General features: G+C 72.7%; 20 protein-coding genes. 9 read left to right on the plus strand and 11 right to left on the minus strand.

Annotation, left to right across the window (positions count from 1 at the left end; genetic code table 11):
• Positions 1-2 precede the first annotated feature (2 nt).
• Positions 3-674 carry a TetR/AcrR family transcriptional regulator gene (locus J4709_RS37210; protein WP_208248186.1) on the plus strand — a complete coding sequence of 224 codons (672 nt, stop codon included), beginning with the start codon at positions 3-5 and terminating at the stop codon, positions 672-674.
• Here J4709_RS37210 and J4709_RS37215 read toward each other — a convergent pair.
• From J4709_RS37215 to J4709_RS37245, 7 genes are read right to left on the minus strand one after another with little or no spacing between them, the layout of a single operon-like run.
• Positions 611-2,362, minus strand: coding sequence for a CocE/NonD family hydrolase (locus J4709_RS37215; protein WP_307801882.1), 1,752 nt, complete (start codon positions 2,360-2,362; stop codon positions 611-613). The two genes, J4709_RS37210 and J4709_RS37215, sit on opposite strands and share 64 nt — an antisense overlap.
• Positions 2,359-3,288, minus strand: coding sequence for an MBL fold metallo-hydrolase (locus J4709_RS37220; RefSeq protein WP_208248188.1), 930 nt, complete (start codon positions 3,286-3,288; stop codon positions 2,359-2,361). Before J4709_RS37220 ends, J4709_RS37215 begins: the two co-directional genes overlap by 4 nt.
• Entirely contained in the window at positions 3,285-4,223 is a 939-nt protein-coding gene (locus J4709_RS37225) for an alpha/beta hydrolase (RefSeq protein WP_208248190.1), read from the minus strand. The genes J4709_RS37220 and J4709_RS37225 overlap by 4 nt, the downstream gene beginning before the upstream one ends.
• Before the next feature lie 4 nt (positions 4,224-4,227).
• Positions 4,228-5,358 carry an FAD-dependent oxidoreductase gene (locus J4709_RS37230; protein WP_208248192.1) on the minus strand — a complete coding sequence of 377 codons (1,131 nt, stop codon included), beginning with the start codon at positions 5,356-5,358 and terminating at the stop codon, positions 4,228-4,230.
• A gap of 16 nt (positions 5,359-5,374) precedes the next feature.
• On the minus strand, positions 5,375-6,331 hold the full coding sequence (locus tag J4709_RS37235; protein ID WP_232384630.1) for a phosphotriesterase family protein: 957 nt from the start codon (positions 6,329-6,331) through the stop codon (positions 5,375-5,377).
• Between the two features lie 26 nt (positions 6,332-6,357).
• Complete coding sequence (locus J4709_RS37240) at positions 6,358-7,347, minus strand: phosphotriesterase family protein (protein WP_208248194.1); 990 nt, start codon at positions 7,345-7,347, stop codon at positions 6,358-6,360.
• A gap of 48 nt (positions 7,348-7,395) precedes the next feature.
• Positions 7,396-9,033: an MFS transporter gene (locus J4709_RS37245; RefSeq protein ID WP_208248196.1), complete on the minus strand. Its 1,638-nt coding sequence runs from the start codon at positions 9,031-9,033 to the stop codon at positions 7,396-7,398.
• A gap of 180 nt (positions 9,034-9,213) precedes the next feature.
• Here J4709_RS37245 and J4709_RS37250 point away from each other — a divergent pair, with 180 nt between their 5' ends.
• Positions 9,214-9,828 carry a TetR/AcrR family transcriptional regulator gene (locus tag J4709_RS37250; RefSeq protein WP_307801883.1) on the plus strand — a complete coding sequence of 205 codons (615 nt, stop codon included), beginning with the start codon at positions 9,214-9,216 and terminating at the stop codon, positions 9,826-9,828.
• 31 nt (positions 9,829-9,859) lie between these two features.
• On the opposite strand, the gene J4709_RS37255 is transcribed toward J4709_RS37250, so the two are convergent.
• A complete protein-coding gene (locus J4709_RS37255) occupies positions 9,860-10,630 on the minus strand; it encodes an IclR family transcriptional regulator (RefSeq protein ID WP_208248198.1) in 771 nt (256 codons plus the stop codon).
• Positions 10,631-10,699: 69 nt separating this feature from the next.
• Here J4709_RS37255 and J4709_RS37260 point away from each other — a divergent pair, with 69 nt between their 5' ends.
• From J4709_RS37260 to J4709_RS37275, 4 genes are read left to right on the plus strand one after another with little or no spacing between them, the layout of a single operon-like run.
• On the plus strand, positions 10,700-11,908 hold the full coding sequence (locus tag J4709_RS37260; RefSeq protein ID WP_208248200.1) for a cupin domain-containing protein: 1,209 nt from the start codon (positions 10,700-10,702) through the stop codon (positions 11,906-11,908).
• Between the two features lie 20 nt (positions 11,909-11,928).
• Positions 11,929-12,759 (plus strand): fumarylacetoacetate hydrolase family protein, encoded by an 831-nt coding sequence (locus J4709_RS37265; protein ID WP_208248202.1) that lies wholly within the window; start codon positions 11,929-11,931, stop codon positions 12,757-12,759.
• Positions 12,759-13,382 carry a maleylpyruvate isomerase family mycothiol-dependent enzyme gene (locus J4709_RS37270; RefSeq protein ID WP_208248204.1) on the plus strand — a complete coding sequence of 208 codons (624 nt, stop codon included), beginning with the start codon at positions 12,759-12,761 and terminating at the stop codon, positions 13,380-13,382. Before J4709_RS37265 ends, J4709_RS37270 begins: the two co-directional genes overlap by 1 nt.
• Positions 13,383-13,404: 22 nt before the next feature.
• Complete coding sequence (locus J4709_RS37275) at positions 13,405-14,640, plus strand: FAD-dependent oxidoreductase (RefSeq protein WP_232384631.1); 1,236 nt, start codon at positions 13,405-13,407, stop codon at positions 14,638-14,640.
• Between the two features lie 60 nt (positions 14,641-14,700).
• Here the strand turns inward: J4709_RS37275 and J4709_RS37280 are convergent, their stop codons facing one another.
• Genes J4709_RS37280 through J4709_RS37290 form a run of 3 tightly spaced genes read right to left on the minus strand, consistent with a single transcriptional unit; the run spans position 14,701 to position 17,223 of the window.
• A complete protein-coding gene (locus J4709_RS37280) occupies positions 14,701-15,348 on the minus strand; it encodes a 3-oxoacid CoA-transferase subunit B (protein WP_208248206.1) in 648 nt (215 codons plus the stop codon).
• A 1-nt stretch (position 15,349) separates the two neighbouring features.
• Complete coding sequence (locus J4709_RS37285) at positions 15,350-16,045, minus strand: 3-oxoacid CoA-transferase subunit A (RefSeq protein WP_208248208.1); 696 nt, start codon at positions 16,043-16,045, stop codon at positions 15,350-15,352.
• On the minus strand, positions 16,042-17,223 hold the full coding sequence (locus J4709_RS37290) for a thiolase family protein (protein ID WP_208248210.1): 1,182 nt from the start codon (positions 17,221-17,223) through the stop codon (positions 16,042-16,044). Before J4709_RS37290 ends, J4709_RS37285 begins: the two co-directional genes overlap by 4 nt.
• Before the next feature lie 72 nt (positions 17,224-17,295).
• On the opposite strand from J4709_RS37290, the gene J4709_RS37295 reads away from it, so the two are divergent.
• From J4709_RS37295 to J4709_RS37305, 3 genes are all read left to right on the plus strand, one after another.
• Positions 17,296-18,192 carry a LysR substrate-binding domain-containing protein gene (locus J4709_RS37295; protein WP_208248211.1) on the plus strand — a complete coding sequence of 299 codons (897 nt, stop codon included), beginning with the start codon at positions 17,296-17,298 and terminating at the stop codon, positions 18,190-18,192.
• Positions 18,193-18,342: 150 nt separating this feature from the next.
• The gene (locus J4709_RS37300) at positions 18,343-19,092 is read left to right on the plus strand and encodes an enoyl-CoA hydratase/isomerase family protein (RefSeq protein WP_208248213.1); all 750 of its coding nucleotides are present in this window, start codon (positions 18,343-18,345) and stop codon (positions 19,090-19,092) included.
• Between the two features lie 7 nt (positions 19,093-19,099).
• Positions 19,100-20,305, plus strand: a complete 1,206-nt coding sequence (locus J4709_RS37305; protein WP_208248215.1) for an acyl-CoA dehydrogenase family protein — start codon at positions 19,100-19,102, stop codon at positions 20,303-20,305.
• The last annotated feature ends 5 nt before the right edge of the window (positions 20,306-20,310 follow it).

Genomic DNA, 20,310 nt, shown 5'->3' on the forward strand with positions numbered 1-20,310 from the left:
CCATGGCGCACCACGGCTGGGGAGGCCGGCCCCCCGCGACGGATGCCGAGGCCAGGCAGCGCATCGTCGACGCGACCGCCCGCTGCATCGACCGGCACGGCGTCGCCAAGACGACCCTCTCCGACGTGGCGAGCGAGCTCGGCGTCACGCGCCAGACCGTCTACCGCCACTTCGCCCGGATCAGCGACATCGTCGGCGAGGTGGCGGCGCAGGGCGCCGAGTCGTTCGTGGACCGGCTGGTCGCGCACCTGCAGGGCGTCGCCGATCCGGCGGAGGCCGTGGTCGAGGGCATGCTGTTCTGCGTCCGCGCCATCCCGGACGAGCCGCACCTCAGCCTGCTGCTGCAGCTCAAGGACTCCAGCGCGTTCGGGCGCGGCGCCACCGCCGCGGACGCCGTCGCCTACGGCGCCCGGATGCTGCGGCGCTTCCCCGTCGACTGGGAGGCCGCCGGGGTCGGCGAGGACGACCTCATCGGCCTCGCCGAGGTGATCATGCGGCTGCTGACGTCGCTGCTCCAGCACCCCAGCGAGCCGCCGCAGGGCGACGAGCGGCTCCGCGCCCTCCTCGAACGCTGGCTGGCCCCGGCGCTGCGGCCGCCGGGGCCCCGGGATCACTCCGCCGCGCGCGCCGTGAACGGCAGCACGAGCCGGGACGGATGGGCGGCGTCCCGGTAGATCTTGTGCGTGACCGGGCGGCCCACCGGCAGGTGGAACGCGTCCGGCGGCAGCAGCGCGTTGTGCTCGTCGGCGAGCGGCTCGTCGTTGGACAGCTCCACCACCAGCCTGTGGCCCGGCAGGAACGTCGCCGCGAACGGGTAGACGCGCAGCACGTACTCCTCGATCCGCCCCGGCTCGACCGGCACCGCGCGGGTGTGCGGGTGGTAGGGGTTCCCCTCCGTGGTGCGCTCCTCGTCGAGTTCGCGGTGCGACGCCTTGAGGTAGCCGGTCGTGATGAGCTGCCGCTTCCCGTCCGGGGCCGCGTCCCACAGGCGCAGGATGAAGTTGGTGTCGGGCTGGTCGATCTCGGCGAACAGGTGCGCGGCGCCCTGGCCGATCATCTCCGTGGGCTCGTCGAACGGGGCGGTGCTCCAGCTGAGGATCTCCACCTCGTCGGTCACCGTCAGCGGCGCCTGGTAGAAGCCGTCGGGCGCGGCGTGCTCGGCGCCCATCGGCTCTGGCTCGAACGAGAGCTTGCGGCGCGGACGCAGGTAGAGCGCCTTGTACTCGACGTCCTTCGGCGGCCACTGCGCGCCGGTGACCGTCTCGCGCGAGCCCTCGACGTGCACGGTGACGGCGGGCTCGTCCATGACCCCGTTGTCGACGCCCTTGATCCAGTACTCGTACCAGCGGAACATCTTGTCGTGCTCCTCGATGAAGGGGCGCGACTGCATCGGCGGATACGGGCCGATGTCGAGCTTCTTCGGGCCCTTCAAGGCGTCGAAGACCTCGACGGTGCCGTCCATCGTCCAGCCGCGGCCCTGGTCGATCTGCAGGTAGACGGGGATGTCGATGTCCGGCGCGAGCGTGACCGGGTTCCGCTCCTCGTACCACTCGCCGTCGACCTCGTTCATCACGATGTCGAACCAGGCCTCGTGGTTCTTCGGGTAGTTCAGCACGTGGACGAGGTTGGGCCAGGCGGCGACGTCCGGGTCCCGGAGCCGCTCGGCGACCCGCTCCTCGATCTCCTCGGGGGAGTACGTCTCCAGCATCCGGGACTTGACGCGGTCGGTGAACGCCCAGCCGGAGTCGCCGCCGCGGCCCTCGCGCGCGGCGCGCGGCATGAACCACATGACGCCGCCGTGGTAGGTGGTCTCGTAGAAGTCGTAGTGGCCGCCGCTGACGAAGATCGCCTTGAGGCTCGGCGGGCGCTCGGCCGCCGCGAGCACCTGCATCGAGCCGAAGTACGAGATGCCGATCATGCCGACGCTGCCGTCGCACCACGGCTGCGCCGCGACCCACTCGATGAAGTCGTAGGCGTCCTGCCCGAGCGGGACGCCGCCCGCGTTGTAGTTGCCGATGTGCTCGCCCTCGGACGCGCCCGAACCGCGCAGGTCGCCGATGACGTGGACGTAGCCCTCCTTGACGACCCGCGCGATGTCGCCCGCCTCGATGCAGCCGTCCCACATCGGGCTGGGGCGCCGCTGCGGCGGCGTCGTGAGCGCGAGCGCCTGCAGCTCCTTGCCGTACGGGCTCAGCGCCACGAGCGCGGGCCGCGGCTCGTCGCCCGCGCCCTGGTAGGCGTCGGCCGCCAGGACGGCGCCGTCCCGCATCGGCACGCGGAGGTCCTTGCGGACGGCGATCTCGTCCAGCCCCGCCTTGATGATCTGGAAGTCGGCCATGGACGCGAAGCTCTCCTTCGTCACGGGTTCTGGGTGAAGTGCGTGCGGTAGCCGTGCATTGACGTGAAGAACGGCGACGGCTCCAGCGCGGGGTCGGCGGTGTAGCCGACCTCCTCGGCCACGGGCGCGAAGGGGGAGTAGGCGGAGTCCGTCTCCTGGAGGCCCGCGCACAGGCAGGCGCGGGCCGCGTTCCCGACCCGGCCCTCGACGTCGAGGCTCTCGCGCAGCGCCTCCGCGGCCTGCTCTGCGTCGAGTTCGACGCCGTACGGCGTCCCGTCGGTGCGCCGGTACGGGTGGCCCAGGTAGAGGTGCCGCGGACGGATCTCGTCGCGCAGGTACTCCAGGCTCGCGCGGTAGGCGGCCGGGTCCTCGAACCCGGGGAAGCCGTTGGCGGCCCCGTGCACCTGCACCGCGTCGCCGACGAAGACGGACCGCCGCCCGTCGACCACGTAGGCGACCGAGCCGGGCGTGTGCCCGGGGATCGCGTGGACGGAGACGGTGACGCCGCCGCCTAGCGGGATCGTCTCACCGCCCTTGACCAGCACGGACGGTTCCATCTCGCCGGAGATGACCGCCTCGGCCGCGGCCGTCACCTTCGCCTCGCCCTCGGGGTCGTCCAGGTAGCGGCCGCGCCCGGCGAGGTACTCGTCCACGTGGGCCCGGCGCGAGCGCAGCAGCGGCGCGTCGGCCTCGTGGATCACGACCTGCGCGCGCCGCCCGGTGAGCTCCCACAGCGCGCGGGCGCCGCCGACGTGGTCGATGTGGCCGTGGGTGAGCAGGATCCAGCGGACGTCCTCGATCCGGCGGCCGATGGCCCGGAGCGCGGGCGCCATGCCTTCGGCGGGGGACGATGCGATGCCGGTGTCGACGATCGCCGGCTCCGGCGCGTCGATGAAGAAGCTGTAGAGACCGAACCGTCCCCACGGCGAGACCAGCGGGTGGATTCTCACCGGCCCTCCCCGAGGCGGCGGGCGAGGAAGTCGCGGGTCTCCGCGTAGGCCCGTTGGTACTCCGGGATCCACGAGAAGTGCTGGACGAAGCCGTGCCCCGCGCCGGCGTACCGGCTGACGGTCGCGTCCACGCCGGCGTCCGCGAGCCTCCGGCCGTACAACTCGCCCTCGTCGCGCAGCGGGTCGAGCTCGCCGGTGATGATCAGCGCCGGCGGCAGGCCGCCGAGGTCCGCCCGCTTGACCGGGGAGACGCGGGGGTCCGCCGGGTCGGCGCCGCTGCCGAGGTAGAAGGCGTTGAACGGCTTGAGCCCGGCCGTTTCTAGGCCGTGGCCGACGGCGTTCTCGCGCAGCGACGCGTAGCGGTCGACGGCGAAGTCCAGGTCGAGCGACGGATAGAACAGCACCTGGTGGGTGATCCGGTCGAAGCCGTCGTCGTGCGCCATCGCGGCGACCGCCGCCGCGAACGTGCCGCCGGAGCTGTCGCCCGCGACGGCCAGCGTCGTCCCGTCCCAGCCCAGGGCGTCGCCGTTCTCGGCGGCCCACCGGACCGCGGCGTAGCAGTCGTCGAGACCGGCGGGGAAGGCGTGCTCGGGCGCCAGCCGGTACCCGACGGAGACGACCTTGAGCCCGGTCTCCTTGGCGAGGGACCGCGCGACGTGGTCGTGCGTCTCCAGGCTGCCGAGGAAGAACGCGCCGCCGTGGAAGTAGACCAGCAGGCCGTGCGCGCCCGCCTCGTCCGGTGTGTAGATCCGCACGGGGACCTCGCCTGCGGCGGTCCTCGCGGTGCGGTCCTCGACGGAGCGCAGCGGCAGGCGGTCGGCGACCGGTGCGACCTGCGCCTCCTCGCCGGCGCGCATCGCCGCCGGGTTCAGCGGACCGGGCGGCGGCGCCGGCAGGGCGGCGAGGGCCTTGGCGATCTCGGGGTGCAGCGGCATGGCCTCAGACCTCCGCCCTCTGCGCGGGCCGCTGCGACGCGGGCTTCTGGCCCGGGAAGACCTCGTCGACCTCGTCCTCGCTCCAGCCCTGCCGCGAGATCCGCTGCAGCTCGTCGGTCACCGGCTTGCGGGTCGCCTGGTACAGCGCGAGCGCCTCCGGGACCGAGTCCGCCTCCTGGAGCGCGTCGGCGAGGGCGCCGGCGTCGAGGATCGCGGAGTTCGCGCCCTGGCCCTGGTGGTGCAGCATCGAGTGCGCCGCGTCGCCGAGCAGCACGACGGAGCCGGAGTGCCACGTGCGCACCGGGTCGATGTCGTAGACGGCGCGGCAGTTGACGGTGTCCATGTCGAGGCCGCGGGTGATGTCCACGATCCGCTCGTCGAAGCCCTCGACCGTCCTGAGCAGGTCGTCCTTGGTGACGGACGGTGCCCACGTGCCGTCGGGGCACAGCGCGGTGATGTCGAAGGAGACCTGGCCGCGGTGGCGCAGCGGCAGCAGGTAGACCTTCGTGCCCCGGCCGATGTACATCCGCAGGTTGTCGTCGACGACCATGCCGGACGCGTCGTCGATGTCGATGACGGCGCGGTAGGCGTGCTCGCCGGAGAAGACCGGTCCGGCGGCGGAGAACAGCTGCTCGCGGACCACCGACTTGATGCCGTCGGCCCCGACCACCAGGTCGGCCTCGACGGTGGTCCCGTTGGCGCAGGTCAGGACGGCACCGTCGCCCCGGTCCTCGATCCTCTCCAGCTTGTGGCCGAGGCGGACCATGCCGGCGGGCAGCACCGACAGCAGCGCCTCGATGAAGTCGCCGCGGTGGATCAGGTGGGTGGTCTCGCCGAAGGCGTCGATCTCCGGCCACGCCTCGACCATGATCCGCTCACCGGTCGCGGTGAGGATCTCGAAGTAGTCGCTCGGGGAGCTGACCTTCCGGATGGCGTCGGCGATGCCCCACCGGCGGAACCGGTCCATGGTGGACGGGCGCAGGCCGATGCCGGCGCCCACCTCGCGGATCCGGGACGCCTGCTCGTAGACGGTGACGGTGGCGCCGAGCAGGCTCAGGGCCTTCGCCGCGGCCGCGCCGCCGTACCCCGCGCCGACGACGGCGATGTTCAGTTTCTTCAGGTCCGAGGACTGCATAGAGCTGGGGTCCTTGTCAGTTCTTGAGGGAGAGGAAGTCGGCGGGGTTGTCGACGAAGACCGTCCTGATGGCGGCGTCGTCGAGCCCGGCGGCGCGCAGGTCCGGGATGAGGTCCTCGAAGATGTAGTTCACGGTGTGGCCCTTCACGCCCGGCCAGCCCAGCGGGCTGCAGTTGGCGTCGGCCGAGGCGAGCACCTGCCCGAGCCGGCCTTCACCGGCGATGAAGCGGAGGAAGTGGTCCAGGCGCTCCTTGCGCGGACGGGCCCAGAACGGCGGGTCCGGGAGCTCGGTCTCGTAGCCGAAGGTGTCGAACCCGATCCGGCCGCCCTGGTCGGCGATCCAGGTGTCGCGGGTCTTGTCCGCGTTGACGCCGTCGTCGACGTGCCCGAAGAGCACCCGGTCGAGGGGCAGCCCCTCCTCGGCGAAGATCGCGATGGCGTTCTCGGCGTCGATGGCCAGGTGGGTGAGGATGCCCGCCCCGGTCGCCTTGGACGCGCGGGCGGCCGCGCGGTAGATGCGCTTGTCCAGCTCCGTCATGCGGCCGCCGCGGCTCACCCCGACCTTGATGACGCCGGCGCGGCCGCCCGTGCCGCCGATGCCCACGGTGATCTCGTGGACGAAGTGCCGGGCCAGGTAGTCGACGCTCGCCCGCGCGAAGAACGGCAGGGCGGTGTCGCCGCCGACGAACCCGGTGCAGGCCACGATGTGGACGCCGGTCTTCGCCGACAGCGACCGGTAGTAGTCGACGTCGCGGCCGTTGCAGATGCCGGTCACGTCCACGAACGTCCCGCCGCCGTGCTCGCGGAACGCGCGCAGCTTCGGGACGGTCTCGGCGTACCGCTCCTCCGGCGTCTTCCACCACTTCGTGTCCAGCTCCGAGCCGGGCATCCCGTACCCGATGTGCTCGTGGACGGCCACGACCCCCAGCTCCTCGGCGGGAATCGGCCCCAGGACGGTGTTCACCCTCGACATTCGTCTCGCTCCAAACCTCAGGAAGATCAGCGCACGGTCAGCAGGTCGCGCGGGTTGCCGGCGAGGATGCGCTCGGCGTCCTCGCCGCCGAGCCCCAGCGACGCCGCCAGGGGGACGAACACCGAGGCGACGTGGCTGAACGGCAGGTCGTAGGCGGCCTGGCCCTTGGCCACGCCGATCGCGTTGCCCGACAGCAGGATCCGGTCGCCGTGGCCGGCCCCGACGAGGTCGAGCACCAGGGCGGCGCGCTCGCGGTCGGTGACGTGCGCGCCGTCGTCGTTCAGGCCGACGTGGTCGATCGCGACGTAGGCGCCGCGGCGGGCGACCGCGAGAGGGGCGCCGGCCTCGACCGCGTCCCTGCGGTCGAGGCCGCCGACGACGACCCGGTCGGCCGGGAGGCCCTCGTCCAGGACGACGTCGAGGTCGTGCACGGCGTCCTTGCCGTAGCGGACGGAGAGGGGGACACCGGTGGCCGACGCGGTGCGGGCCGCGCCGCGGAACAGGCTCTCGTCGGTCGCGGTCATGCCCGCGCGGGTCGCGGCGGTGGCGACGAGGCCCGCGGCGCCCCGCCGCTCCACGCGCGGGACCACCATGCCCTCGGTGATCTCCTTGGTGAACAGGTCGGCGAACCGCTCCGCGGGCCACGGCGTCGGCGGGTTGGTCTGCGGAGTCAGGAAGTAGCCGCCGAGCATCTCCTCCGGGCCCATGCCGGTGGACGCGACGATGTGCACCCCCGTCGCCCGCGACAGCGCCTCGTACAGCGGCACGTCCCGGCCGTGGAACATGCCGGTGCTGTCGACGATCGTCCGTCCGCCGTGCTCGCGGAAGTCCGCCAGCTTCGCCGCGAGGGTCTCGAAGATCTCCGCGCGGTCGATGACGACGTCGAACGCGTGCTCGGCGCCGGGCACCACGGAGAGCAGGGCCTCGTGGACGGCGACGACGCCGAGGTCGTCCGCCGGGACGGGGCCGAGGACGGTGTTCACGGTGCTTCTCTCGGCGGTCTGTGCGCCGGTCATCGGCACTTCCTTTCGTCGGCCCTTTACGTCACGTCAAGTGAACTTGCGTCATGTAAGACTTACCAGATCGCGGGCACCGGTGCCGTCCGCCTCGGGCGCGGCCTCGCGGTGGCCGACCAGGCCGACCAGCGTCAGCACGCCCGCCGCCGCCGCGCACAGGCCCGCGACGAGGAAGGCGGTGTTGTACGCGGAGCCGAGCGACTCGAAGGCGAGCTGGTGCAGCTGATGCGGCATCGGCACCGGCCGAGCGCCCGGACCGGCGCCCGGCACCACGGGCATCGAGTTGATCGCCATGGCGCCGCCCTCGTGGGCGATGCCGCCCGCGACGCCGGAGTACGGCGCCTGCAGGCCGGAGGCGCCGATCACCCGGCCGAGCCCGGCGAGCAGGGCGTCGTTGGCCTTGCCGATCGCGAGCGCGGCGATCAGCACCGGGCCGAGCGCGAACCCGAAGTCGCGCAGCAGGTTGGTCGTCGCGCTCGCCATGCCCGCGAGCCGGACCGGGACCGTGTTGATCGCGACGGCGGTGATGGAGCCGACCGTCAGCGCGAAGCCGCAGCCGAGCAGCGTCATCGGCGCGACGAACCTGGTCCAGCCCATGTCGGCGACGTCGAACGTCGAGCACCAGATGTCAGCGGCGGCCATCAGCGCGAAGCCGCCCGACAGCACCCACCGCGGCGAGACCGTGCGGATGAGCCGGGAGACGACCGGCACCAGCAGGAACGCCGGGCCCTGGATGAACAGGAACAGCACGCCGATCTTGAGCGCGCTCTGGTGCTGGACTGCGCCGAGCCAGATGCTCATCGAGTAGCAGGTGGCGAGGAACGCGAACATGCCGACGACCGTGGCGATCGCGACGATCGCGTAGGCGCGGTTGGCGAACAGCCGCAGGTTCAGCAGCGGCACGGGCGTCCGCAGCTCGATCGCGACGAACGCGGCGAGCAGGACGACGCCGGCGGCGAACGCGGCGAGGATCTCCGGCCGGGTGAAGCCGCTCTCCGACCCCTGCGTGGCGGCGAACAGCAGCGCGACGAGGCCGAGCGCCAGCGTGATCTGGCCGGGCACGTCCAGCTTGCGGCCCTGCGGGGCGGACGAGTCGGTCGCCGCGAAGGTGATCAGGAACGACAGCACGGCGGCGCCGATGACGACGGCGTACGCGCCGCGCCAGCCGCCGTTCTCGGCGAAGGCGCCGCCGAGCAGCGGCGAGATCGCCGCGCCGATGGACAGGAAGCCCGCCCACAGCGCGATGGCCCGGGTGCGCGCCTCCTGGTCCGGCGCGACCGCCGCGATCATCGCGAGCGAGATCGGGTACAGGATCGCCGCGCCGACGCCGGCGACGACCTGGCCGGCCCACATCACCTGGACCGTCCCGGCCAGGCAGCAGACCAGCGAGCCGATCACGGTGAGGACGGCGCCGGCCTGGAGCAGCCGCTTGCGGCCGAACAGGTCGCCGATCACGCCGGTGGTCAGCTCCAGGACCACCATCGGGATGGCGAACGCGGCGGTGATCCAGGTGAGCTGCGATCCGGTGGTCGCGAACTCCTGCTGGAAGGTGCCGTTGAGGGCGCCGGGCAGCGAGTACGCCACCTGCGCGAGCAGGACCGCGAAGCAGCCGGCGACCACCGTCGGGGCGGGGCCCGGCGTGCGCGCGCCGGATGACGGCCTCCGTGCGTGGCTGTAGCGCGTCATTGGGGACTCCTTGTGGGTGCGGGGCGTCCTCGCGTTCACCGGGCCGGAGCCGTGTGAGTGAGATCACCCGTCGTGGACGCACGGTGTCACATGGATTTACATCACGTCAAGTGAACAACCTGCACGTATGCTGAGCGGGTAGACCGAAAGGAGTGCTGACGCGTGCGCTAGGGTTGCCGGGTGGCGAGCCTGCGCGAAGCACAGAAGGAAATGACCCGGCGGCTGATCCTCGACGCGGGGCTCGAGCTGTTCTCCGCCAAGGGCTACCTCGCCACCACCGTCGAGGACATCGCCGGCGCGGTCGGCACCACCCGGGTCACCTTCTACGCGCACTTCCCGTCCAAGGGCGAGCTGATGAAGGCGCTCATCGCCGAGCGCCTCAACGAGGTGCTCCGGCGCAGCAGGTCCCCGCAGCACGGGTCGACCGCGCTGGACCTGGTGGAAGCGGTGCGGGACGGCCGCCGCGCGACGATCGCGGCCTGGCTCGCGCAGACCTCCGAGCGGTGGCCCGAGATCCACCCCATCATCCGGATCGGCCGCGACGCCGCCGCCGCCGAACCGGAGCTGCGCAACCTCGTGGAGCGCTGGCTGGAGGAGGCGATCAGCGACGTCGAGGACGGCCTGACCGCCGCCGGGCGCTTCGAGCCGCACCAGCGGCACTTCCGCGGCGTCCTCGCGATGGCGCAGCTCGACTACGTGGCCCAGAACTGGGCCGGCGCCGACTGGAAGCTGGACCGCGAGCAGATGCTCGCGGAGCTGACCGACAGCTGGTTCGGGCTGATCGGCGCGCGCTGACCGGCCGCGCGCCCGCCCCGGAACCGCGGCGTCAGTCCCCCAGGTCGCGCTCCAGCGCGTCGGCCGCCGACCGCAGCGTGGCGACCAGCGCGGGCAGCCGCTCCTTCTCGTACCGCGCGCTCGGCATCGACACCGACAGCCCGGCGACGACCTCGCCCTCCGGGGCGCGCACGGGCACGCCGACCGCGACGACGCCCCGCTCCGACCGGCCCTGGTTGAGCGCGAACCCGTTGCGGCGCACCCCCGCCAGGTCCGCGTGCAGGACGTCCGGGTCGGGCCGGTCGCCCGGCCGCTCGTCGTAGCGCTCGGCGGCGTACAGCGACTCCAGCTGCTCGGGCGGCAGTTCGGCGAGGAGCAGCAGCCCGGCGGTGGTGCGGTGGGCGGGGAACACCATGCCCTCGCGCGAGCCGACCCGCAGCGCCTGCCGCGACTCGACGCTGGCGATGAAGCGGACCGTGGCGCCGGTGCGGACGGTGAGGTTCGCGGACTCGTCGAGCCGCTCGGCCAGCCGGTGCAGGTGCGGCAGCGCGGCGGCCCGCAGCCGCGCCGCGGCCGACTGGGAGTGGGCGGCGAGCTCCAGGACGGGCCCGACGCGGTACGCGCGGCCCTCGTCGCGGACCGCGAAGTCGCGGTAGACGAGCATCGCGAGCAGCCGGTGCGCGGTCGAGTTCGCGACGCCGAGCCGCTGCGCGACCTCGGTGACCGTGAGCGGCCCTTCGAGCTGCAGCATCGCGGCGATGCGCAGCGCGTTGTCGACGCTCGCGATGGCGTACGGCGGCGGCGCCTTGAGCGGCTTGTCCACGCGGGTCCCCGAGTTCTGTAGAGCAGAATTTCCTATTCTTCAGAGCGTACTCGCAGGACGATGACCGGTATGACCAGCACTCCTGCCGACACCCTCGGGCCTGCTCCGGCGGAATCGCCCGTGAAGTTGCGGGCCGTGGACGCGCCCGGCCAGCCGGAGGTCACCCCCGAGCTGGAGGACCTCTACCGCGGCTTCGAGGCCGAACTGCTCGTCCCGCTGTGGACGGAGATCGGCGGCCTGATGCCGCCCCATCCCCGCTCCAGCGCCGTCCCGCATCTGTGGAAGTGGGACCGGCTGGTCGGCCTCGCCGACCAGGCGGGGCGGATCGTCCCGGTGGGGCGCGGCGGCGAACGCCGCGCGATCGCCCTCGCCAACCCGGGGCTCGGCGGCCGCCCGTTCGCGTCGCCGACGCTGTGGGCGGCGATCCAGTACCTCATGCCCGGCGAGGACGCGCCCGAGCACCGCCACACCCAGCACGCCTTCCGCTTCGTCGTCGAGGGCTCCGGGGTGTGGACGGTCGTCGGCGGCGACCCCGTGCCGATGAACCGCGGCGACTTCCTGCCGCAGGCCGGCTGGAACTGGCACGCCCACCACAACGCCACCGACCGTCCGATGGCGTGGATCGACGGCCTCGACATCCCGTTCCAGTACCTGACCGAGGCGCAGTTCTTCGAGTTCGGGCGCGACGAGATCTCCGACGCCGAGCGCATCACGCCCGAGCGGTCCCGCGCCGAGCGGCTCTGGGGCCACCCCGGGCTCCGCCCCGTCGGCGTCGCGCACACCACGCCCGGTTCGCCGCTGCTCTCCTACAAGTGGGAGCACACCGACCGCGCCCTGGCCGACCAGCTCGCGCTGGAGAAGGAGGGGCACGCCGCGACGGTGGAGCCCGGCCACGCCGCCGTCCGCTACACCGACCCCGCCGACGGCACCGACGTGCTCCCGACCCTGCGCGCCGAGTTCCACCGGGTCGCCCGGGGCGCCGAGACGGCCCCGGTCCGCGAGACCGGATCCAGCGTCTACCAGGTCTTCGACGGCTCCGGCACGGTGACGGTCGGCGACCGGACCTGGTCGGTGACGCGCGGGGACCTTTTCGTCGTCCCGTCCTGGGAACCGTTCTCGGTGCGGTCCGAGGCCGGGCCGTCCGACTCCGACTCCGGGGCCCTGGACCTGTTCCGCTTCGGCGACGCGCCCGTCTTCGAGGCCCTGAAACTGCACCGGACCGCCACCCACCGAACCGCCACCCACCGAACCGCCACCCACCGAACCGCCACCCGCTGAACCGCCGAGGACAACGCCTGATGAAGCTCTCCACCATCCGCACCGCCGCCGGTACGCGCGCCGTCCGCCTCGACGGCGACCGGCTCGTCGACCTCGGGTACCCCGACGTCGGCGCCCTCCTGGACGACCCGGACTGGCGGGCGAAGGCGGCCGGCGCCTCCGGTGAGGCCCACGACCTCGACGGCGTGGACTTCGCGCCCGTCGTGCCGCGCCCGTCGAAGGTGATCTGCGTCGGCCACAACTACTCCAACCACATCAAGGAGATGGGGCGGGAGCTGCCGTCGTACCCGACGCTGTTCCCGAAGTTCGCCGACTCCCTGATCGGCGCGAACGACGACATCGTCAAGCCCGCCGAGACCGACGCCCTGGACTGGGAGGTGGAGCTCGCCGTCGTCATCGGCAAGCAGGTCCGCCGGGCGGACGACGCGCAGGCCGAGGCGGCGATCGCCGGGTTCACCGTCATGAACGACGTGTCGGTGCGCGACTGGCAGTTCCGCACCATCGAGTGGACGCAGGGCAAGATCTGGGACTCCTCGACCCCGGTCGGCCCCTACCTGGTCACCCCGGACGAGGTCGGCGGCGTCCGTCCCGCACTGCGGGTGCGGACGGTGGTCGACGGCGCGGAGATGCAGTCCGACGACACCGGGACGCTGCTGTTCGACCCGGTGTTCCTGGTCAAGTACGTCTCCACGATCATCACGCTGCGTCCCGGCGACCTGATCGCGACCGGCACCCCGGCCGGCGTGGGCCACGCCCGCGACCCGAAGGTCTACCTGACCGGCGGCGAGACGGTCGTGACCGAGGTCGACGGCATCGGCGCGTGCACCAACCGCGTCGTCAAGGACGCCTGATGGCCCGGACGTTCGCCGACGCCGTCCGCTGGGCGCGGGAGGGCACGGAACTGTTCCTCGACGCCGCCGATGGACTGACCGAGGCGGAGTACGGCGCCCCGACCCTGCTGCCCGGCTGGTCCCGCAGGCACCTCGTCGCGCACGTCGCGGCGAACGCCGACGCGCTCGGCAACCTGGTGCACTGGGCCGCGACCGGCGAGGAGACTCCGATGTACGCCTCGCCGGAGGAGCGGGCGGCCGGGATCGAGCGCGGCCCGCAGATGAGCGCCGCGGAGCTGGCCGGCTGGCTGGCCCGGTCCTGCGCGGAGCTGCGGACGGCGATGGACGCGCTCACCGAGCGCCAGTGGCAGGCGGAGGTGGTCACGGCGCAGGGACGCACCGTCCCCGCCACCGAGGTGCCCTGGATGCGGTCGCGGGAGACCTTCGTCCACGCCGTCGACCTGCATCGCGGAGTCGCGTTCGCCGACCTTCCGGGCGGCTTCCTGGACGCCCTCGTCACCGACATCGCCGCCAAGCGGAAGCTGGACGCGCTCCCGGACGGCCCGCTCCCCGAGGTCGCCGCCTGGCTGGCCGGACGGCCGCACGCGCTCGCCGGCGCCCCGTCCCTCGGCCCCTGGCTCTGAGGCGCCGGAGAAGGAAGAGACCATGACCGACCCTGATGTGATCGTCGTCGGCGGCGGCATCGGCGGGCTGAGCGCCGCCTACGCCCTGACCCGCCGCGGCCTCGCGGTCCGCGTGCTCGAACGGGCCTCCGCCTTCGGCGAGGTCGGCGCGGGCATCCAGCTCGCCCCGAACTGCACGCGCATCCTCGACGACTACGGCCTGCTGGACGAGGCGAAGAGCCTCGGCGTGCTGCCCGACGCGATGATCATGCGCGACGCCGTCGACGGCACCGAGCTGACCCGTCTCGACCTGCGCGACCTCGAACGCCGCTACGGCTTCCCGTACCTGGTCATCCACCGCAGCGACCTGCACGCCATGCTGCTGCGCGCCTGCGAGCGCGCCGGCGTGGACCTGCGCACGTCGCAGCAGGTCACCGCCTGCACGAACACCGCCGATGGTGCGAGCGTGACGCTCGCCGGCGGCCGCGTCGAGGAGGCGCGGATCGTCGTCGCGGCCGACGGCCTGCACTCGGTGGCGCGGAAGCTGATCGCGGACGACGAGCCGGTGTCGTCGGCGTACGTCGCCTACCGCGGCACCACGCCCACCGCGAGCGGCCGGGCCGCGGACGTCGACCTGTCCGAGGTCGTCGTGTACGTCGGCCCGCGCTGCCACTTCGTCCACTACGGGCTGCGCGGCGGCGAGCTGCTCAACCAGGTCGCCGTCTTCGAGTCGCCCAAGGCCCGCGCCGGCGAGGAGGACTGGGGCACGCCCGACGAGCTGGACGCGGCGTTCGCGGCGACCTGCGACTTCGTCCGCGGCGGGCTGCCCGACATGTGGCGCGACCGGTGGTGGCGGATGTACGACCGCGACCCGATCATGACCTGGGTCGACGGGAACATCGCGCTGCTCGGCGACGCCGCGCACCCCCCGCTCCAGTACATCGCGCAGGGCGCGATCATGGCGATCGAGGACGGCTGGGTCCTCGGCGAGCAGGCCGCCCGGCACCTCGCAGACGAGGGCTGGGCCGCCGTCCTCGCCGCCTACCAGGCCGTCCGCCCCGAGCACTGCCGCCGCGTCGTCACCACGTCGCGCGCCTGGGGCGAGCTGTGGCATTTGGACGGCCTTGCCCGGCAGCAACGCAACGTCCTGCTGCGCGAGCGCGACACCTACGACTACGCGTTCGTCGACTGGCTCTACGGCCCGACCGCCCTGGACCCGTCCGACGAGCCCCCGATGTTCACGCCGATCCCGCTGTCGTCCGCGAACGCCCTTCGTTGACTTGCGGCGTGTCGGCCTTAAAACAGGGTTCTTAAGGCCGACACGCCGCAACTCAACGTGTCAGGCGGACTTGAGGGGGACGGGGACGCGGGCGCGCAGGTCGTCCAGAGTGATGCCGAACGTTTCGCGGACGGACGCGCCGTCCGGGTCCACGTCGATGACGGCGACGTCGGTGTAGACGCGGCTGACGCAGCCGACGCCGGTCAGCGGGTAGGTGCACTCGGCCACCAGCTTCGACCGGCCCTGCTTGTCGAACAGCGTCATCATCACGAAGACCTGCTTCGCGCCGATCGCCAGATCCATCGCGCCGCCGACGGCCGGGATCGCGTCCGGGGCGCCCGTGCTCCAGTTCGCGAGGTCGCCGACGGCCGACACCTGGAACGCGCCCAGCACGCACACGTCCAGATGGCCGCCGCGCATCATCGCGAACGAGTCCGCGTGGTGGAAGTACGACGCGCCGGGCAGCTCGGTCACCGGGACCTTCCCGGCGTTGGTGAGGTCGGGGTCGATCCGCTCGCCGGTCGCGGCGGGGCCCATGTTGAGCATGCCGTTCTCGGTGTGCAGCACGACGCCAGAGCCGTCCGGGAGATGGTCGGCGACCTTGGTCGGGCGGCCGATGCCGAGGTTGACGTAGGAGCCCGCCGGGATGTCGCGGGCGACGACCGCGGCGAGCTCGTCCGGCGTGAGAGGCCCTGTGGCGACGGACATGTCAGCGCGCTCCTTGAACGGTGTAATGGCGTTCCTCGACCCGCACCACGCGGTCGACGTAGATCCCGGGCGTGACGACCGCCTCCGGATCCAGCTCCCCGGCCGCGACGACCCCGCCCACCTGCACGACCGTGGTGGCCGCGGCCGTCGCCATGACGGGACCGAAGTTGCGGGCGGTCTTGCGGTACACGAGGTTGCCCATCGTGTCGGCGCGGTGGGCGCTGATCAGCGCCACGTCGGCCTTGATCGGGTACTCCAGGACGTGCTCGCGCCCGTCGATCGTCCGGGTCTCCTTGCCCTCCGCGAGGGGGGTGCCGACGCCGGTCGGGCAGTAGAAGGCGCCGATGCCCGCGCCCGCCGCGCGCATCCGCTCGGCGAGGTTGCCCTGCGGCACGATCTCCAGCTCGATCCGCCCGGCCCGGTACAGCTCGTCGAACACGTAGGAGTCGCTCTGCCGGGGGAACGAGCAGATCACCTTCCGGACGCGTCCGGCCTTGAGCAGCGCGGCGAGCCCGACGTCCCCGTTCCCGGCGTTGTTGGACACGATGGTGAGGTCCGCCGCGCCCTGCCGGATCAGCCCGTCGATCAGGTCGAACGGCATGCCGGCGAAGCCGAACCCGCCGACCAGCACGGTGCTGCCGTCCTCTATCCCGCGGACGGCCTCGTCGATGCTCTCCAGGATCTCCGTCCGGCTCACTTGGAGGTCTCCGTGTTCTCTAGGACGACCGCCAGGCCTTGCCCGACGCCGATGCAGATGGCCGCGACGCCCCACCGCTCGCCGCGCTCGCGGAGCACCTTCGCGAGCGTGCCGAGGACGCGGGCGCCGCTCGCGCCGAGCGGGTGGCCGATCGCGATCGCGCCGCCCCGGGTGTTGACGATCTCCGGGTCGACGCCCCACGCGTCGACGCAGACCAGCGACTGCACGGCGAACGCCTCGTTCAGCTCGACCGCGCCCACCTGGTCCCAGCCGATCCCGGCCCGCGCGAGCGCGCGGTTCGCCGCCTCGACCGGGGCGTAGCCGAACTCCTGCGGGTCGAGGGCGAACGCGCCCCGCCCGGCGATCCGCGCGAGCGGCTCCAGGCCGATCCGCCCGGCGGCGTCGGCGGAGCCGAGCAGCAGGGCGGACGCGCCGTCGCTCAGCGGCGAGGCGTTGCCCGCGGTGATGGTGCCGTCCGGGCGGAAGCTCGGCTTCAGCCCCGACAGCTTCTCCAGTGACGTGTCGGCGCGGATGCCCTCGTCGCGCTTCAGCCCCTCGACGGGGACGACCAGGTCGTCGTAGAAGCCCTCGTCCCAGGCGGCCGCCGCGAGCCGGTGCGAGCGCAGCGCGAACGCGTCCTGCCGGTCCCGGCCGACACCGTACTTCTCCTGGAGCAGCTCGTTGGCCTCGCCGAGCGAGACCGTCCACTCCTTCGGCATGCGCGGGTTCACCAGCCGCCAGCCGAGCGTCGTCGACACCGCGGTGACGTTCCCCGCCGGGAAGCCCTTCGCGGGCTTCGGCAGCACCCACGGCGCCCGCGTCATCGACTCGACCCCGCCGGCCAGCACCACGCCGGCGTCGCCCGTCTCGATCGTCCGGGACCCGATCATCGCCGCGTCGAGGCTGGAGCCGCACAGCCGGTTGACGGTCGAGCCGGGCACGCTCGTCGGCAGCCCGGCGAGCAGCGCCGCCATCCGGCCGACGTTGCGGTTCTCCTCGCCCGCGCCGTTGGCGTTGCCCCAGACGACCTCGCCGATCGCGGCCGGGTCCAGCCGCGGCGCGCGCTCCAGCAGCGCGGCGATCACGCCCGCCGCGAGATCGTCCGGCCGGACGCCCGCGAGGGCGCCGTTGAACCGCCCGAACGGGGTCCGGACGGCCGAGTAGAGATAGGTGCTCATGCCATCGAGGCTAGGTGGCCTCCCTTGATACAGTGAAGTATCAATATTCGCTTCCATTGATACGTGCTGCATATGGATCTACGTCAGCTGCGGTACTTCGTCGCCGTCGCCGAGGAACTGCACTTCGGACGCGCCGCCGACCGGCTCAACATGGCGCAGCCGCCCCTCTCGCAGGCGATCCGCCGGCTCGAGGCCGACCTCGGCGTGGAACTGCTGCACCGCAGCACCCGCCGCGTCGACCTCACCGACGCGGGCCGCGGCTACCTCGCGCGCGCCCGCCGGATCCTCGACGAGGTCGACGACGCGGCGCACGAGGCCCGCCGCATCGCGGCCGGCGCCGTCGGCCACCTCACGATCGGCTGCGTCGGGTCGGCGACCTACAGCCTCCTGCCCGCCCTCTCCCGCGGCCTGTCCCGGGAGCTGTCCGGCGTCGACTTCTCCTTCCGCGGCGAGATGCTGGTGCCCGACCAGGCCGCCGCGCTGCGCACCGGCGACATCGACCTCGCGCTGCTGCGCCCGCCGATCGCCGACCTGTCCCTCACCGTGCTGCCGCTGCGCCGCGACCGGCTCGTCGTCGCCGCCCCCGCCGACCACCCCCTCGCCGCCCTGCCCCGGATCGCGATCACCGACCTGGCGGACGCCGACCTCATCGTGCACTCCGCGGACCGCCGCTCGGTGATGTACGACGTCGTCCTCGGCCTCTTCCGGGACGCCGCCGTCGAGCCCCGGATCCGGCACGAGGTCGGCGAGACCTCCACCCTCGTCACGCTCGTCGCGGGCGGCCTCGGCGCCGCCGTCGTCCCCGAGCCGGTGACGGCCCTCGCCCTCGACGGCGTCGTCTTCCGCCCGCTGGCGCGTCCCGCCGTCACCGTCGACCTGGCGATCGCGCACCGCACCGACCGCACGGAACCGCACCTGGCCCGGGCCGTCGCCGTCGTCCAGCGGATCGTCCGGCCCCCCGCGCCGTAGCGGTCCGGAGCCGCGGAGGATCCTGGCAGGATCTATGCCAGACCTGGGGTGATATGTCAGGATCACCGCGATCGTCGGCCTCGTCGCGTCCTCCGCCGCCGGCCGCGCCCGCCCGGCCGCGCCGGCGCCCCCTCGGACAGGAGAGTTCCCATGGCAGACCTCGTGAGCCGGACGGACCGGAAGGGATGGACCCTGCTGACGCTGAACCGGCCCGCCAAGCTCAACGCGCTGACCGTCGAGATGTTCGGGGAACTGCGCCGGCACGTCATCGACCTGCGGCACGACGACGCCGTCCGGTGCGTGGTGTTGCGAGGAGCCGGCAAGTGCTTCTCGGCCGGTCACGACCTGTCCGCCATCGCCGAAGGCGAGGGCCCGCCGTCGCCCGGCTGGCACAGCGAGACGCTGCGGATGATGGAGCGGCTGCCCAAGCCCGTGATCGCGGCCGTGCACGGCCACTGCTACACCGGCGCGCTGGAGGTGGCGCTCGCGGCCGACTTCATCGTCGCCGCCGACGACGCCCGCTTCGGTGACACGCATGCCAGATGGGCGCTGACCCCCGTCTGGGGGATGAGCCAGCGGCTGCCGCGCCGCGTCGGCACCGCGACCGCCAAGCGGCTGATGTTCACCGCGGGCATGATCGACGCGGACGAGGCCGTCCGCATCGGCCTCGCCGAGTACGCCGTGCCGGCCGGCCGCTTCGACGCCGAGATCGAGGCGCTGGCCGAGGGGATCGCGGCGAACTCCGCGTTCACCCACGCCGCCGTCAAGCGGCTGCTGGAGGCGACCGACGGCGGCCCGCTCGACGCCGGCCTGCAATGGGAAGTGATGGAGAGCGAAGGGCACGGCCCCGACATGCACGAGCGGATCGCCGCCTTCACCACCCGCCCCCGATCGGAGTGACGCGCTGATGAACCTGGAATCCGGCCCCGAGATCGAGGACTTCCGCCGCGAGGTCGCCGAGTTCCTCGACACCGCGCCGACCGACGCCATCCGCGAGGCGGGCCGCAAGACGACCAGCGTCTTCGCCCCCTTCGACGAGGTCATGCAGTGGCACGGGATCCTGCACCGGAAGGGCTGGGCCGCGCCGGAATGGCCGGTGGAGCACGGCGGCACCGGCTGGACGGCCGAGCAGCGCTTCGTGTTCGCCGAGGAGTACTGCCGGCGGGACCTGCCGCCGCTGCTGCCCAACGGCCTCAAGATGATCGGCCCGCTGCTCATCGACCTCGGGACGGACGAGCAGAAGCGCCGGCACCTGCCCGGCATCCTCGCCGGCGAGGACTACTGGACGCAGGGCTACTCCGAGCCCGGCGCCGGGTCGGACCTGGCCTCGCTGACCTGCACGGCCGTGCCCGACGGCGACGACTACGTCATCAACGGCAGCAAGATCTGGACGACCCTCGCGCACCGGGCGAACCGGATGTTCATGCTGGTGCGCACCAGCAGCGCCGGCAAGAAGCAGCAGGGGATCACCTTCCTGCTGCTGGACCGCGTCGATTACCCCGGCATGGAGATCCGCCCGATCGTCGGGCTCGACGGCTTCCCGGAGCAGTGCGAGGTGTTCTTCGACGACGTCCGCGTCCCGCGGTCGGGCCGGGTCGGGGCGGAGAACGACGGCTGGACGGTCGCCAAGCACCTGCTGCGGTACGAGCGCGGCGGGTCGATGCAGTCGCCGTGGTTGCACCGGTTCGTCCGGATGATCCGCGCGGCGGCCGGGGAGCGGACCTCGCCGTTCGGCGGGCGGCTCGCCGACGACCCGGTCTTCCAGCGCGACCTCGGCGAGCTGGAGGCGGACGTGGCGTCGGTGGAGCACCTGGAGAGGCTCGCGGTCAGCGGGCATCCGATCGCCGCCGACCCGGCCTTCCCCTCGCTCAACAAGACGATCGGTTCGGAGCTGATCCAGCGCCTGACGTCCCTGATGGCGCGGGTGAGCGGCCTCGAAGGGCTCGCGCTCCAGCTCCAGGCGCTGGAGGTCGGCGCCGGAGCCGACCCGCTCGGCGACGGCTTCGACCTGATCGCCATGCCGTACTACCTCAACAGCCGGGCCACCTCGATCTACGCGGGCACCAACGAGGTACAGCGCGACCTGATCGCGCGCTCGCTCACGAACCGCTGACCGCA

This window comes from Actinomadura violacea, assembly GCF_017573465.1.
Classification (GTDB): Bacteria; Actinomycetota; Actinomycetes; order Streptosporangiales; family Streptosporangiaceae; genus Spirillospora; species Spirillospora violacea.